This is a genomic window from Renibacterium salmoninarum ATCC 33209, from assembly GCF_000018885.1.
Taxonomy (GTDB): domain Bacteria; phylum Actinomycetota; class Actinomycetes; order Actinomycetales; family Micrococcaceae; genus Renibacterium; species Renibacterium salmoninarum.
The window spans coordinates 826,261-839,687 of the sequence record NC_010168.1 but is presented as its reverse complement, the minus strand read 5'-3'; the positions used below and the strand labels follow the sequence as shown (position 1 = coordinate 839,687).

The window sequence follows — 13,427 nt, the reverse complement described above, 5'->3', positions numbered from 1 at the left end:
CAGCTCCTGCCAACGTTTCCGAGCTGCCCGCAAACCTGCTTCCCAACTATCGTTCGCCCCGCAGTAGTAGTTCTTCGTTTCGCCTCGGTAACCAGAGCAAAGGTCAACGCAGCACCTTCTGCCACGCGCCGTCGTAACCAGCGGGTGTGAAACCCAGGTCTATGTTGATCGCCAACATGTAGTCGTTCTCAGCAGCATTCCAGGTAATTACCTTACGAGTTTGCGGCAGTTCCTCAGCCAGGTATTCCAGCATCGCGGCTTTGACCAACATGCCAAGGCGCTTTCCCCGATGGTTGCCAAAAACGAAGGTGTCCTCCTGCGAGAGGATTTCCGGATTCTTGGCATCTTAGTGAATATAGGTATACGCCGCCACCTCACCGGTAGGTGCATGCATTGCGGCAAGGCCAAAGGATTGCTGGCCCGAAGCCAAACTATCTTTCTCCGATTTGCGGAGCCGGGCAACGTCCCAACGCTCTACCTCAAACTCCAGCCCAGCGCTGGGCATGTCGATGGTCATCTGAGTCAACGCTTTAGCGAGTTCTTCCGCAATTTCTTCCGGCACTCGGTCATGCCAATACACAATCTGATAGTCGGACCCGGCCTTGGCCTGAGATGCGATACGGAACTCAGCCAGTCTCTCAGCTGAAACTGGCACGGACAGCTCGCTGAACCGCTCAACCATTTCCAACTCGAAACCATATTTTTGCGCGAAAAGCACACCTGCCGAATCCGCAGGTAAGGCTCCGCTACCTGGCTTGGGCACCAAAGCCCCTTCAAACGGGAACCCAGACGGATGCTCAGTGTTGGACTGCACTACGGTTCGACCATTTTCGGCCGCAAATTGTTCGGCTTTGGCTAACAATTGCCTACCGAAACCCCGATGGCGGTGCTCGGGCAATACCGCAGCGTAGAGATAAGCGGTATTGAGGTTATCTTTCAAAGAGAAATGCACAGAGGCATAGCCAGCAAGTTTGCCATCCAGGCGACCTAGGAACATTTGATTCTGGGAATATTCATTGTCCCGCCAATTGGTTAAACGCGCCTCCGGCGTAGAAATTCGGTCGCGATTTCCCCAAATTTCCAATTTGACCTCATCGATCGCCGCGCTCGCCTCGTGAAAGTCAGTAGCATCTGCCGAATCAAGAGCGTCCGGCAACTGCAACGGCGTAATAATCAATTCGAAAGTCATGTAACGAGCCTACTAGCCGGACGATTCTGGCAACATAGCCATTTCGCTACAGATCCCACGAATTTTTTCTAATGGCCCGGCTGTACAAATAACACGGCATCGAATGGTTCGTCTGTCCAAGTTGGTTTAGTTCTGCCGACTTCGCGCCAACCAAGTTTTCGGTAGAGGGCCATTGCAGACTGGGCGATCGAGGCAGTGTCTAGCACGCCGATTAAACCAGAGGCTGCTAGCTCCGTCATCGCAGTCTCCATCAGCAAACTAGCGGCGCCACGACCTTGTGCTTTCGGATGCACGCAAAGTCTTTTGATCAGCGCGTGCCGCTCAATTGGCTGGGCAGTTGCCGCCAACCAAAAGGGCAGATATTCCGGGTCTTCGTTCAGCGCGAGCGGCATGATCGAAATTTGGCCAATAACTTCGCCGTCGATGCTAGCAACCCAGGATCCGGTGAACCTCGGATCATCGAGAGATTCCAACGCGTGCGGTACCAATTGACCGTCGTCGTCCGCAAAGTAGCCTGAGTCGCCGGCACACACGGCCAGTACGGTCAAAATCGGCGCTAAGTCTTGATCTGTCCTCAGACGTATCTCCACGGCTCCGGTCACAAGACCACCTCTAGGACATCATCGCGTTCTTGTTCGCCGCCAAACATGAAATATTTCTTCCCAACTGATCTAAAGCCCTGTTTTTGATAAAAACGCTTGGCCCGCTCATTGACGCTACTGACGCCCAGCCAAACCGTAGCCGCACCTTCAGCCTTGGCGATCTCCAGGTTTCGCACCATAAGCCGCGCCGCCAGGCCTGAACCGTGCTCTTCTGGATGCACGTAGCATTTGCTCAATTCGGCCGTTGGGTTAGCCAATACTGCTTTGCGCACATCGGGATCTTGCGGTTGCTGCACTAGGAGCAAGCTGTAGCCGCGCAATGCTCCATCTATTTCGGCCAGCGACAAATGTGCAGATTCTTGCGCGATGTACTCAGCGAATCTTTCCGCATTTAAGAAGTTCGCAATATGAAAATTGATGTTGGCTGGATCGGAACCAGCTGGCGCCGAATAGGGGAAGGTTAAAGCAGCAAGTTCGACGACGGCGGCCAGGTCTGCCGTACTCGCGGCACGAAAGACTTCAAGAGAGTCAGGCATGAAATCGAGTGTATCCAATTCGGAATGACGAAGGGCCGGGAAGCTTCCACTTCCCGGCCCTTCGTGAATAAATTTTGTAGCTTATGCGTCTGCAAGAACCTTGGTCACGTTCGGGTCCACGGAGATGCCGGGGCCGAAGGTGGTGGTCACGGTTGCCTTCTGCAAGTAACGTCCCTTCGAAGTGGACGGCTTCAAACGAAGAACTTCGTCAAGAGCAGCGGCGTAGTTCTCTACGAGCTGCTGGGCGCCGAAGGACACCTTGCCAATGATGAAGTGCAGGTTTGAGTGCTTGTCAACGCGGAAGTCGATCTTGCCACCCTTGATCTCGTTGACAGCCTTAGCAACATCAACGGTCACGGTGCCAGTCTTCGGGTTCGGCATCAAGTTACGCGGGCCAAGAACCTTACCCAAGCGGCCAACTTTACCCATCAAGTCCGGCGTCGCAACTGCGGCGTCGAAGTCGGTCCAGCCACCGGCGATCTTTTCGATCAGATCGTCAGAACCGACGAAGTCAGCGCCTGCAGCAATAGCTGCTTCTGCGCGGTCACCGGTTGCGAAAACCAGGACGCGGGCGGTCTTACCGGTGCCGTGCGGCAAGATAACGGTGCCGCGGACCATCTGGTCGGCCTTACGGGGGTCAACACCCAAGCGGAACGCGACCTCAATGGTAGCGTCGAACTTGGACGGGTTAGTGTCTTGGGCCAGCGTAACCGCATCGGCGGGGGCGTAGAACTTGCCCTCTTCGATCTTGGCTACTGCTGCCTCATATGCTTTGCTGCGCTTTGCCATGCTGCTCTTTCTCCTTGTGCAGTTGTGGTCTGTCGGACCGCGCTGGGCCCTGCCACAGCCACCGATACAGGTGGCTTCAATATGTTTTTAGTCCGTGGAGGGATTAGCCCTCTACGGTGATACCCATCGAGCGGGCGGTACCAGCGATGATCTTGGCCGCAGCCTCGACGTCGTTCGCGTTCAGATCAACGAGCTTCTGAGTTGCGATTTCATTTACCTTTGCCTTGGTCAGCTTGGCAACCTTGACGGTGTGCGGGGTAGCTGAACCCTTGGCAACGCCTGCAGCCTTTTTGATGAGCTCGGCAGCCGGCGGGGTCTTGGTGATGAAGGTGAATGAACGGTCTTCATAGACCGTGATTTCCACCGGGATGACGTTTCCACGCTGGGATTCGGTCGCAGCGTTGTACGCCTTGCAGAATTCCATGATGTTAACACCGTGCTGACCAAGTGCAGGACCGATAGGCGGTGCCGGGTTAGCGGCGCCTGCCTGGATCTGCAACTTGATGAGGCCGGTGACTTTCTTTTTGGGAGCCACTTCAGGTCCTTCTCTCAATTGCTGTCCTCAGCTGCCGGAGCGCATCTGAGGGGGGGGTCGTCATGGCAAGACGACCGACGTCGTCCCCCGCCTAAAGCATGGCGAGTGACGACTAAGTCTTTTCGAATCTATTAAGTCTACTAGATCTTGGTGACTTGGCTGAACGAAAGCGTAACCGGAGTCTCGCGCTCGAACAGGGAAACCAAAACAACCAGCGTTTGCGACTCGGGTTTGATCTCGGAAATCGTCGCTGGAAGCGTCTCGAACGGACCTTCCTTAACAATGACAGATTCGCCAATTTCGAAGTCCACCGCGATCGGTGCCTGCGCAGCTTTGGTAGCAGATCCCTTACCGGATTCTGCTGCCTGCTCGTCTTCAAAGACCGGCGCTAGCATCGAGAAAACTTCGTCTAGACGCAAGGGAACGGGGTTGTGCGCGTTGCCGACGAAACCGGTGACACCGGGAGTGTGGCGAACAACACCCCACGAAGCATCCGTCAGCTCCATCCGGACTAGCACGTAGCCGGGAATGCGTACGCGGTTAACTACCTTGCGTTGCGCGTTCTTGATCTCGACGACTTCTTCCATCGGGACCTGAATTTCGAAGATGTGCTCTTCCATATTCAATGACTGCGCACGGGTTTCCAGGTTTGCTTTTACCCGGTTTTCATAGCCAGCGTAAGAGTGAATGACGTACCAGTCACCCTCTTGGCGGCGAAGTTTGGATTTAAATTCTTCGACCGGATCGACGGCTTCAGCCGCTTCAGATTCCTCGGCGTCTTCGGCTTCTTCCGCCTCTGACTCTTCGTCAGCTTCGGTTGAATCAACGTCAGCCTGGTCGACTTCAGCAGAATCGACGTCCTCAACCTGGGCAGCATTCTGCTCGGCGCTGGGCTCTTCGCTCTGTTCAGTCATATCGAGCTCCTGCTCAGACAAGGTGCTTCCTGCTTTCTTAGTGCTTACTACCCAAGGTTTCTAGCCCCGAGTTTCGGGACATCCGCAAAAGGAAGTTATTTTTCAACCGGACCGGCGCCGCCGAATAACCAACCTGCGCCAAAACCGAACGCAAAATCGAGAACCCAAATGATCGCCATCATGATGATCACGAATACCAGGACCACGATTGTGTAGTTGATTAGTTCTTTACGGGTCGGGGTGACCACTTTGCGCAACTCGCCGATCACTTGCCGGACAAAGAGCGCGATGCACCCGAAGAACCCTGGCTTGCCGGACTTGGCACCCTCGCCAGTCTTGCCAGATTTCTTAGCAGGACGGCCTTGGGAGCTGCTGGCAGCTGTTTCAGTCAACTGTGCCTCACTCGATTTGAAGTTCGGATTCTACGGGTTGTGCATATTGCGCAGGGTAGACAGGACTCGAACCTGCAACCTGCGGTTTTGGAGACCGCTGCGCTACCAATTGCGCCACTACCCTAGGTTGGTGCGTTGATTTCAACCCACATTCGTGAGAGCCATGAGGGCGCAAACCATCATGGTAATTTCAACACCGAGGTATAAGTCTACGCAATCTGAGCGTCGACGTCGAACTCGGGATCAATAGCGCCTAAAGTTGGCTGTATCACCCGCCGAAACGAAGGACTCCAGGTACCGTCATGACTTCCAGCCGTGTCTCGCAGCGCATCGGATCAATTGCCGAATCAGCAACTCTCGCCGTCGATGGCAAAGCCAAAGCACTCAAAGCGGCAGGGCGACCAGTAATTAGTTTCGGTGCTGGTGAACCAGACTTCCCCACGCCTGATTACATTGTGGAAGCTGCCATCCAAGCTGCTCGAGATCCGAAGAATCATCGCTATTCGCCCGCGGCCGGCTTGCCTGAACTGCGCGAAGCAATTGCCGCCCAGACGCTACGGGACTCCGGTTACGCCGTCGAACCGTCCCAGGTTCTGGTGACCAACGGCGGTAAACAAGCTGTTTATGAAGCCTTTGCAACGCTACTTGATCCAGGAGACGAGGTTCTGGCTCCAGGCCCATTCTGGACCACCTACCCAGAAGCTATCCGGTTGGCCGATGGCGTCCCGGTAGAAGTTTTCGCTGGCGCGGATCAAGGCTATTTGGTCACGATCGAACAACTTGAGGCTGCGCTGACGCCAAAGACCAAGGTGTTGCTTTTCGTCTCGCCCTCCAACCCAACCGGAGCGGTCTACTCGCCAGAACAGACACGAGCGATTGGCCAATGGGCTGCGTCAAAGGGACTGTGGGTAGTCAGTGATGAGATTTATCAACACCTGACCTACGACGGCGTACCCTTCACTTCAATCGCTGCAGCCGCGCCTGAGCTTGGCGACAAGGTGATCTTGGTTAACGGCGTAGCAAAGACCTATGCCATGACCGGCTGGCGCGTTGGCTGGATGGTAGGGCCGTTGGACGTCATCAAAGCTGCGACCAACTTGCAGTCGCACGCCACGTCGAACGTCGCCAATCTATCGCAGCGGGCTGCGTTAGCCGCGGTATCTGGCCCGCTGGACGCGGTGCGTAATATGGGCGTGGCCTTCGACCGCCGTCGCAAAGCGATTGTCGCCGGACTAAACCAAATTCAAGGGCTTGAGTGCCCTACTCCGTACGGGGCCTTTTACGTTTATGCCGATGTGCGTGGGTTGTTGGAGCGAATGAACGTTGCCAGCTCAGCCGAGCTTGCCAACCTCATTCTGGAGAAAACCGAGGTTGCGGTAGTGCCTGGTGAAGCTTTTGGGCCTAGCGGCTACCTGCGCTTGTCGTACGCGCTGGGCGACGACGATCTGGCTGAGGGTGTACGTAGATTGCAAGAGTTCTTGGCCTAGCTTTCCGAACACTCCACAACTGATAGCCAGCTTGAGCGGTCAGAATTTGCCCCAGCAGCAAGTTCTGTCACTCTGGTACCACTATCTGAATCGCCCCGGTGTGTCCTGAGGGTTTCTCAGACGATGAGCCTGTCGGCGGCTGCCGTGCTCTGGTAGTGATTGTAGTAGTGGTTTTCTAGCTCTACTGGTGGGATGTCTCCGCAGTACTGGTAGAGCCTTCGGTGGTTGTACCAATCGGCCCATTCAGCGGTGCCGATTTCGACTTCTTCTAGAGTCCGCCAGGGCTTGCCGGGTTTGATCAGCTCGGTCTTATAAAGCCCGTTGATGGTTTCCGCCAAGGCGTTGTCGTAACTATCACCCACAGAACCGATCGAGGGGCGGATACCGGCCTGGGCCAGGCGTTCGGTGAAGGCCAAGGAGGCGTATTGAGCCCCGGCATCGTGATGATGAATCACCCCGGAAATCTCAGCCCCGGCCCGTTCACGACTCCAGATTGCCTGATTAACTGCGTTGAGCACTAGCACGGTGTTCATAGAAGCACTCGCTGACCAGCCCAGGATCCTCCGAGAGTAGGCATCGATCACGAAGGCAACATAGACCCACCCGGACCAGGTCGAAACATAGGTGAAATCAGCTACCCATAGCCGATCCGGTGCCGTTGGTGTGAAATCACGGCGGACCAAGTCCTTCGCTCGGGCTGCCTTCGAGTCTTTGATCGTGGTGCGTTTGACCTTGCCACGGACCGCACCCTGTATGCCAAGTAACCCCATGAGCCGTTCTACCGTGCACCTGGCCACCGGCACACCTTCACGGTTCATCGCCAACCAGACTTTCCTGGTGCCGTGCACCCCGTAATTAGCGGCATACACCTTCTGGATCACGGGCTTGAGCACCTCATCACGTTGTTCTCGGTGAGATCGTGTTTTATCCACCCATTCGTAGTACGTGGACGGGGTGGTCTTCACCCCGTCCCAGTAAGCACCTGGCAGATCGACTCGACACCCCACCGCAATCCATTATTCTCGCGGTGACCGGCATGGTCCTGTGAACCGTTACCGGTTTCTTGCCGCTTTTATGCGAGTCCCTGCACCGGTTGGGCCGGGATGGTTTCTTTAGCGTAATACACTACTTCGTGTTCTGTCGGTGGGATGTCTCCGATGCTGGTGTGTAGGCGGTCGTTGTTGTACCAATCGATCCAGGCCAAGCTGGCCCATTCAACCTCATCGATGGTTTTCAACGGCCCGTTGCGGAAGGGAGAATCTTCTCGGACGGCTTCAGTCTTGAACAGGCCGATGGTGGACTCGGCCAAGGCGTTATCGTAGGCGTCCCCGACAGAGCCGATTGATGCTGCGATGCCCTCCAGAGTCAGGGTTTCCCCGAAATGCAAGGAAGTGTACTGGGACCCGGCGGCGGAATGATGGATCAGCCCTTCTGCGACCGGATGCCTGGTGCGTGTCCGCTGCCATAAGCCCATCCTGAGTGCTGTGCTCACCAGGGCGGTGTCCTTGATCGTGGAGATGTTCCAGCCCACGATGTACTTGGAGAAACAATCAATGATGAACGCGACATAGACGAAACCTGCCCAGGTGCGCACATAGGTGAAGTCCGCAACCCAGCGCTGATTTGGGCCAGCTGCGGTGAAGCACCGATCCAATAAATCCGGGGCACGGTCATGGTTTCGGTCCGGCACCGTGGTGCGCACACCTTTGCCCCGTACCCGGCCTTTCAAACTCAACAAGCTCATGAGCCGGTTCACCTGCCGGTAAGAGACCTCGAATCCTTTCCGACGCAGCCAAGCCGTCATTTTCCTCCTCCCGTACATTCCCTCCGGTGTCCCTACCGTTCCTAGCAACGCATCCATAACCGAAGCCTCTGCCATGTCCCGGACCGAAGCGGTGGAGACCTTCCAACTACGGTAGGTCCGGGCAGTGACCGTTAAGCCCTGGCCACGCAGGACCTTGCAGATCACCTCGACTGCCCAGCCAAGGAAGCGTTGTTCATCGATGAATCCCCTGATCAATGCTTCGCGGGGGTCGAGTTCCCCCGCGAAGAAAACCGACGCAGCCTTCACAATCTCTAACGACTCACGCAGCTCACGATTCTCACGTTTGAGCGCACGTACCTGCTCCGATTCCGTCGTGGACATCCCTACCCTGGTCCCGGCATCAATTTAGGCCTGCCTCACCCAACGACGTAGGGATTCCTTCCCAACCCCGACTTTGCCGCCCACAGCAGCACAAGCAGCCATCAACGATGGATACTCCTGGAGATGATCCAAAACCAGCCGCACCGACCTGTCCCGAACCTCCCGCGAAAACTTCCGATTCATAACCATCAATGCTTCCTTCCAAACTCAAAAGGAAGCGGCATAAAACCGGTAACGGTTCACCTTGATGTATTTCACGATCAGTGTTGTGGCGGTCGAGTTCGACCGCGAAAAAAGCTGAAGCACTCCGAAGGATCGCGTTCGCCCGTTTCAGCTCAGCGTTCTCACGCCGTAACCGTTTCAGCTCGGCCGATTCCGTGCTCGTTGTTCCAGTTCTAGTACCAACATCGATCTCGGCTTGCCGGACCCATTTACGCACCGTTTCCGGCACACCCACACCCAAAAGCTGGGCAACTTTTTGCATCGCCGCCCACTCCGAAGACGCACCCTCCATCTCCGCCACCATGCGCACCGCACGATCCTTCAACTCCTGCGGATACCGTGTCGTAGTTTTCCCTGCCATGTCCTGATCCTCTCAAACAAGAAAGTCTCCGGACACACCGGGGCGATTCACACAGGGCACTGCCGGAGGCACCTCGAGCCGGCCGAAGGATCTGTTTTGACAGAACGGCTGCAACCAAGGCTTTCCGTGCCACTCCCGCCGTCCGCAGTTGGGACCACCGAGCCGATCCACCAAATTTTTCCAGTACTTTGCACGGGTCCATAAGATTGTTTTACCCAGAAAACTCAGCGTAAATAAGGGCTAGCCACCAGCTGTGGATAACTCCGCAGAACATTCCACAACAGATTGAGCCAATTTCAGTCGATTTGGGTTGCGCAACAGCCACAATGATCACTCCAGCACCACAATCTGTTGTGGCGTGTTCTGAGTCGTGGTGTGTTCTGAGACGCTAGAGCAACCTACGGTTCGCCGCCCAGCGAGTTAGTTCGTGCCGTGATGAGAGCTGCAGCTTTCGAAGCACCGCTGAAACATGGGTTTCGACGGTCTTCACAGAGATGAAGAGCTCTTTAGCCGTCTCTTTGTAGCTGTACCCTCTGGCGATAAGCCGCATTACCTCACGTTCGCGCGCAGAGAGCCGGTCTAACTCATCATCTACCGGCACCGCACCACCGAAGGCGTCTAAGACGAAACCGGCCAGCCTTGGCGAGAATACAGCGTCCCCGCTAGCCGCTGTCCGCACCGCGGCAGAAATCTCGGCTCCCGAAGCAGCTTTCGTGACGTATCCGCGCGCACCGGCCCGAATCACCGAAACAACATCTTCGGCCGCATCAGAGACACTCAGCGCTAAAAATCTCACCTCCGGGTTGCCGCAGCGTTCAATCACTTCACGCCCACCGCCACCATTGCCTCCCGGCAGATGCACATCGAGCAAAACCACTTCGGGATGATGCGTTGAAATCAGGGCCACAGCCTCATCTACGGTCGCGGCCTCAGCCAAAACAGAGACATCTTGATCAAGATCTGCGCGTAATCCGGACCGGAAAATTGCGTGGTCATCTACCACCACAACGTTGATCATGATTCCTCCTGGTGGTTGGCGTCTTTCAAGGGCAAGCTCAGTTGGACTTCGGTGCCGGAGCTGGACGAGCTGATTCGCGCTTTGCCATTGTGCCGACTCATTCTGCCCACGATGGATTCTTTGACCCCTAATCGGTCCTCAGGAACATTCGTTAGATCGAAGCCATTTCCTCGATCTCGGACGAAAACTTCGACCGTTTCCGCATCAGCTTCAACGTAGACCGAGACCGTGGCGCACGGCGTTGAGCATCGCCTCTCTGCTCGCTTGCACTAGGGCGTCCACCCTGTTGTCCATTGCGGCATCACCAACGGCGATAAGTTCAATGCTCACGGCGTGCGCATCCTCGAGCTCGGCCGCAATTGCGCGTAATCTAGCGACTAAGTCTCCCGGATGCCGGCTAGCGTCCTGATAAATCCACTCCCGCAGTTCTCGTTCTTGTGCCCGCGCCAGCGTCAACACATCCTGTTCTGAGCCAGCTCGGCGCTGGATTAAAGCAAGGGTCTGAAGCACCGAATCGTGCAGGTGTGCGGCGATCTCTGCTCGCTCGGTTTCGCGGACTCGGGCGGCTCGCTCATCCTGGAGGTCGCGCCAGACCCTAATTGCCCAAGGTGCCATCACTAAGCCGACGCCGGCAAGCACGGCAAATGCCGCTCCCACCGCGGGAAGCACTCGATCCCAGCCGCCACCCAGGACCAGCACAATGACCCCGAGTACTACCAGCAACAGTCCAGCGGCCAGCCGTAAAGCACCGAGCGCGGTATTAGCTTGCGCCCGGTCCAAAAGCAGCGCCCGCCGCGATGCATCCAATTGCAACCAAACTAGAACCGCGCCAGCAGCGATCACGATCAAGGGCACGAAAATTCCGAGTTGTAGATCGATACCGACAATCTGCGCAACCAACAGCCCTGCAAGGATGAGCAAGCCAGCGCCGATAAGAACTTCTTTTACACCCCGACGGCGCCATAACAACGCCGGATTCGCCGCAAGTTTCTTTGCGGTCGCGGCTAGGTCAGGCACTGGTTGGTTTGTCGGTGATCCTGATTCGTCCGGCACCATGATCCACAACCAGGCGTAAAGCAAAGCACCGAATCCGAAAAACAAGGTGCTCAACACGAATACCCAGCGCAGCACGGCAACTCTCCAGCCAAGATGTTGCGCCAAACCCGCGCATACGCCCGCGAGAACGCGAGCTTTGCTGCGATACATCCGTGCTTCCATATCTCGATTCAAGTATGCCTGGTCGCCAACCTTAGGTCTTCCGGGGTCGATTCAGGGTTCAATCAGGGGGATCACCGATGGTTTGCGCGCTTTGGAACGCCCAAGATTGGATTATGAGTGAAAACATCGGCGGTCCTAGCGGGCCCGCCACACCAAATCAGCAACAAACTCCCCAACCTTCGCAGTACGCCACTCAGGCAAAAAACTTCTTTGACTGGATTCGCACGCTGAAAATTGTTCGCGGGCAAGATCGTTGGCTTGGCGGTGTTGCCAGTGGCATTGCGCACCGGCTCGGCATTGATCCTGTTATTGTGCGTGGCATTGTGGTAGTTTCAATTATCTTCTTCGGAATTGGCCTGTTTGCTTACGGAGTTACTTGGGCGCTACTTCCGGAGCCAGACGGTCGGATTCACGTCCAAGAAGTTGCTAAGGGGCGTTGGAGCGCTGGAATGACTGGCGCAGCGATCTTCGTAGGTTTAGCGATCGTTCCCGCGTGGCGAGGCCTGCTGTTCTTCAGCTTCGGCACCGGTGGCTGGTTCCCCTGGCCGCTGCTCTGGTTGGCGGGCATTGCCGGGCTGATCATCTGGGCGGTGAATTCAAATAAATCGAGCCGCTCGCATCAGCCCACTCCCCCGACTGGCAACGCCCAAGCCGATAGCGGAACTGAAGCCGCGCAAATGACCACGCCGTACCCGACTCCGTATCGACCGGCCGCTGAACAACGATTCTCAGCACCGACGCAGGCGTATCAGGGATTCACTCCGGCCACGCCAGCCCAGCCAAGCAACTTCACGATGCCAACCTTTCAGCCAAGGCCTGTTCGCCGTAGCTACGGACCGGGCGCTGCAACAGTTGGCGCAACCTTAGGCCTTGCTGCCTTGGTTGCAGGAGGTGTTCTTCTTGCGGAGCTTATGGGCTTTTTGAACGGCCCTGTAGCACCAATCGCTTGGGCTTCGGCAGCCGCAGTGTGTGGGGTTGGTATTGTCGTTGCTGCCCTGCGTGGACGCAGCTCTGGAGCATTAGGTTTCTTTGCCCTAGTTGCGCTCCTGGTATCTGCCTTCTTCGCAGTGATCCCCAGCAATAGCAATTGGGTCTTTGCCCGCACAGCCGATTGGACCACGCAATCAATAGCAGATACCGGCAGCGGCTATAGCGTTGCAGCCGCAACGGGAAACATCAACTTGCAAGGGCTTAACTCGATCGGTAATGACCTATCGGTACCAGTTGTGGTCAATGCCGGGTCGGCGAATATCAAAGTTCCGGACAACATTCGGGTGGTGGTCAAAAATCAGATGTGGCTGCCTAACACCTGGATCAACGGACAGAAAGCAAGTAATTCACAGCGTGATTTGGTGCTGAATCCGAACGCAAATGGCCCGGCCTTGACCTTGCAGTTGCAGGGCTCGGTTGGCGATGTGCGAATCAGCTCTAACGGGTCGAACTGAAAGGTCGCTACCGATGACTACTGAGACGAACGCAATAAAAGCTCCAGAAGTACGCCCAGTGCGGATTGGCACCTTGGGCTGGGGCCTGCTGCTTATCGCCTTAGCCGCGCTGATCGTGGTGGCCCGCTACACCGCCGTCGAACTCGACCCCAGGCTTGTTGCCATTGTCACCCTGCTGGTGGCTGGTCTGCTGCTGTTGTTGGGCGGCGCATTCAGCGCGCTCTCAAAACGGCGCCGAAAAGTTCCCACCGATGCAGTCGAGAACGATACGGCCGTTGACGATGCGCTTCTCAACGACCGGAATGAGTAGGCTGAATCGATGAATTCAATCTACAAAGCGCTGCGAAATCAGCCATTACGTCGAGGTCCGCAACGTTGGATTGGCGGCGTCCTTGGCGGAGTCGCGGCTTTGACCAAAATTGATGTTGCCTGGATGCGCATTGGCTTCCTGCTGCTTTGCTTACTGCCTGGCCCCGCATTCGTGCTGTATGCCGCGCTGTGGCTCCTGGTACCGGATCAGAACCAGACAATCGTGACGGAGCAGTTGCTCAACAAACGGCGCGCCTGAAAATC

Annotated in this window: 15 protein-coding genes, 1 tRNA gene and 3 pseudogenes; 4 read left to right on the top strand and 15 right to left on the bottom strand. The window is 56.2% G+C overall.

The genetic code is table 11. The features are described from left to right. Positions 1 to 103: 103 nt before the first annotated feature. The 9 genes from RSAL33209_RS17430 to RSAL33209_RS04240 all read right to left on the bottom strand — a co-directional run bounded on the left by RSAL33209_RS17430 (position 104) and on the right by RSAL33209_RS04240 (position 5,081). A complete protein-coding gene (locus tag RSAL33209_RS17430) occupies positions 104 to 271 on the bottom strand; it encodes a hypothetical protein (RefSeq protein WP_012244426.1) in 168 nt (55 codons plus the stop codon). A 75-nt stretch (positions 272 to 346) separates the two neighbouring features. Beyond that, on the bottom strand, positions 347 to 1,189 hold the full coding sequence (locus tag RSAL33209_RS04275; protein ID WP_012244425.1) for a GNAT family N-acetyltransferase: 843 nt from the start codon (positions 1,187 to 1,189) through the stop codon (positions 347 to 349). Positions 1,190 to 1,257: 68 nt separating this feature from the next. Beyond that, a complete protein-coding gene (locus tag RSAL33209_RS04270; RefSeq protein ID WP_012244424.1) occupies positions 1,258 to 1,791 on the bottom strand; it encodes a GNAT family N-acetyltransferase in 534 nt (177 codons plus the stop codon). Then, positions 1,788 to 2,327, bottom strand: coding sequence for a GNAT family N-acetyltransferase (locus RSAL33209_RS04265; protein WP_041684433.1), 540 nt, complete (start codon positions 2,325 to 2,327; stop codon positions 1,788 to 1,790). The genes RSAL33209_RS04270 and RSAL33209_RS04265 overlap by 4 nt, the downstream gene beginning before the upstream one ends. An 81-nt stretch (positions 2,328 to 2,408) precedes the next feature. Continuing rightward, positions 2,409 to 3,116 (bottom strand): 50S ribosomal protein L1, encoded by a 708-nt coding sequence (gene rplA, locus RSAL33209_RS04260; protein ID WP_012244422.1) that lies wholly within the window; start codon positions 3,114 to 3,116, stop codon positions 2,409 to 2,411. A 103-nt stretch (positions 3,117 to 3,219) separates the two neighbouring features. After that, on the bottom strand, positions 3,220 to 3,651 hold the full coding sequence (gene rplK, locus RSAL33209_RS04255; protein WP_041684431.1) for a 50S ribosomal protein L11: 432 nt from the start codon (positions 3,649 to 3,651) through the stop codon (positions 3,220 to 3,222). A 140-nt stretch (positions 3,652 to 3,791) separates the two neighbouring features. After that, positions 3,792 to 4,586 (bottom strand): transcription termination/antitermination protein NusG, encoded by a 795-nt coding sequence (nusG, locus tag RSAL33209_RS04250; RefSeq protein ID WP_012244420.1) that lies wholly within the window; start codon positions 4,584 to 4,586, stop codon positions 3,792 to 3,794. Between the two features lie 74 nt (positions 4,587 to 4,660). Then, the gene (gene secE / locus RSAL33209_RS04245; RefSeq protein WP_012244419.1) at positions 4,661 to 4,957 is read right to left on the bottom strand and encodes a preprotein translocase subunit SecE; all 297 of its coding nucleotides are present in this window, start codon (positions 4,955 to 4,957) and stop codon (positions 4,661 to 4,663) included. 51 nt (positions 4,958 to 5,008) lie between these two features. After that, a tRNA-Trp gene (locus RSAL33209_RS04240) sits at positions 5,009 to 5,081 on the bottom strand. A 178-nt stretch (positions 5,082 to 5,259) separates the two neighbouring features. Between RSAL33209_RS04240 and RSAL33209_RS04235 the strand changes: the two genes are divergently transcribed. After that, positions 5,260 to 6,444, top strand: a complete 1,185-nt coding sequence (locus tag RSAL33209_RS04235) for a pyridoxal phosphate-dependent aminotransferase (protein WP_012244418.1) — start codon at positions 5,260 to 5,262, stop codon at positions 6,442 to 6,444. Positions 6,445 to 6,560: 116 nt separating this feature from the next. On the opposite strand, the pseudogene RSAL33209_RS04230 reads toward RSAL33209_RS04235, so the two are convergent. The 6 genes and pseudogenes from RSAL33209_RS04230 to RSAL33209_RS04210 all read right to left on the bottom strand — a co-directional run. Then, positions 6,561 to 7,486: pseudogene (locus tag RSAL33209_RS04230) on the bottom strand (IS3 family transposase); the annotation flags it as partial. 30 nt (positions 7,487 to 7,516) lie between these two features. Then, positions 7,517 to 8,590, bottom strand: a complete 1,074-nt coding sequence (locus RSAL33209_RS15945) for an IS3 family transposase (RefSeq protein ID WP_012243778.1) — start codon at positions 8,588 to 8,590, stop codon at positions 7,517 to 7,519. Between the two features lie 272 nt (positions 8,591 to 8,862). Beyond that, positions 8,863 to 9,173 (bottom strand): annotated as a pseudogene (locus RSAL33209_RS17425) (transposase); the annotation flags it as partial. A 388-nt stretch (positions 9,174 to 9,561) separates the two neighbouring features. Beyond that, the gene (locus RSAL33209_RS04215; protein ID WP_012244415.1) at positions 9,562 to 10,191 is read right to left on the bottom strand and encodes a LuxR C-terminal-related transcriptional regulator; all 630 of its coding nucleotides are present in this window, start codon (positions 10,189 to 10,191) and stop codon (positions 9,562 to 9,564) included. Beyond that, positions 10,188 to 10,376: pseudogene (locus tag RSAL33209_RS19530) on the bottom strand (histidine kinase); the annotation flags it as partial. The gene RSAL33209_RS04215 and the pseudogene RSAL33209_RS19530, both read right to left, overlap by 4 nt. Positions 10,377 to 10,401: 25 nt before the next feature. Next, a complete protein-coding gene (locus RSAL33209_RS04210) occupies positions 10,402 to 11,397 on the bottom strand; it encodes an ATP-binding protein (protein WP_325050100.1) in 996 nt (331 codons plus the stop codon). 125 nt (positions 11,398 to 11,522) lie between these two features. Here RSAL33209_RS04210 and RSAL33209_RS04205 point away from each other — a divergent pair, with 125 nt between their 5' ends. The 3 genes from RSAL33209_RS04205 to RSAL33209_RS04195 are packed head-to-tail and all read left to right on the top strand — an operon-like array spanning position 11,523 to position 13,422. Then, positions 11,523 to 12,854, top strand: a complete 1,332-nt coding sequence (locus RSAL33209_RS04205) for a PspC domain-containing protein (RefSeq protein WP_158539289.1) — start codon at positions 11,523 to 11,525, stop codon at positions 12,852 to 12,854. A gap of 13 nt (positions 12,855 to 12,867) precedes the next feature. After that, positions 12,868 to 13,164: a DUF3995 domain-containing protein gene (locus RSAL33209_RS15940; RefSeq protein WP_012244412.1), complete on the top strand. Its 297-nt coding sequence runs from the start codon at positions 12,868 to 12,870 to the stop codon at positions 13,162 to 13,164. Positions 13,165 to 13,173: 9 nt separating this feature from the next. Next, positions 13,174 to 13,422 (top strand): PspC domain-containing protein, encoded by a 249-nt coding sequence (locus RSAL33209_RS04195; protein WP_012244411.1) that lies wholly within the window; start codon positions 13,174 to 13,176, stop codon positions 13,420 to 13,422. Positions 13,423 to 13,427 lie beyond the last annotated feature (5 nt).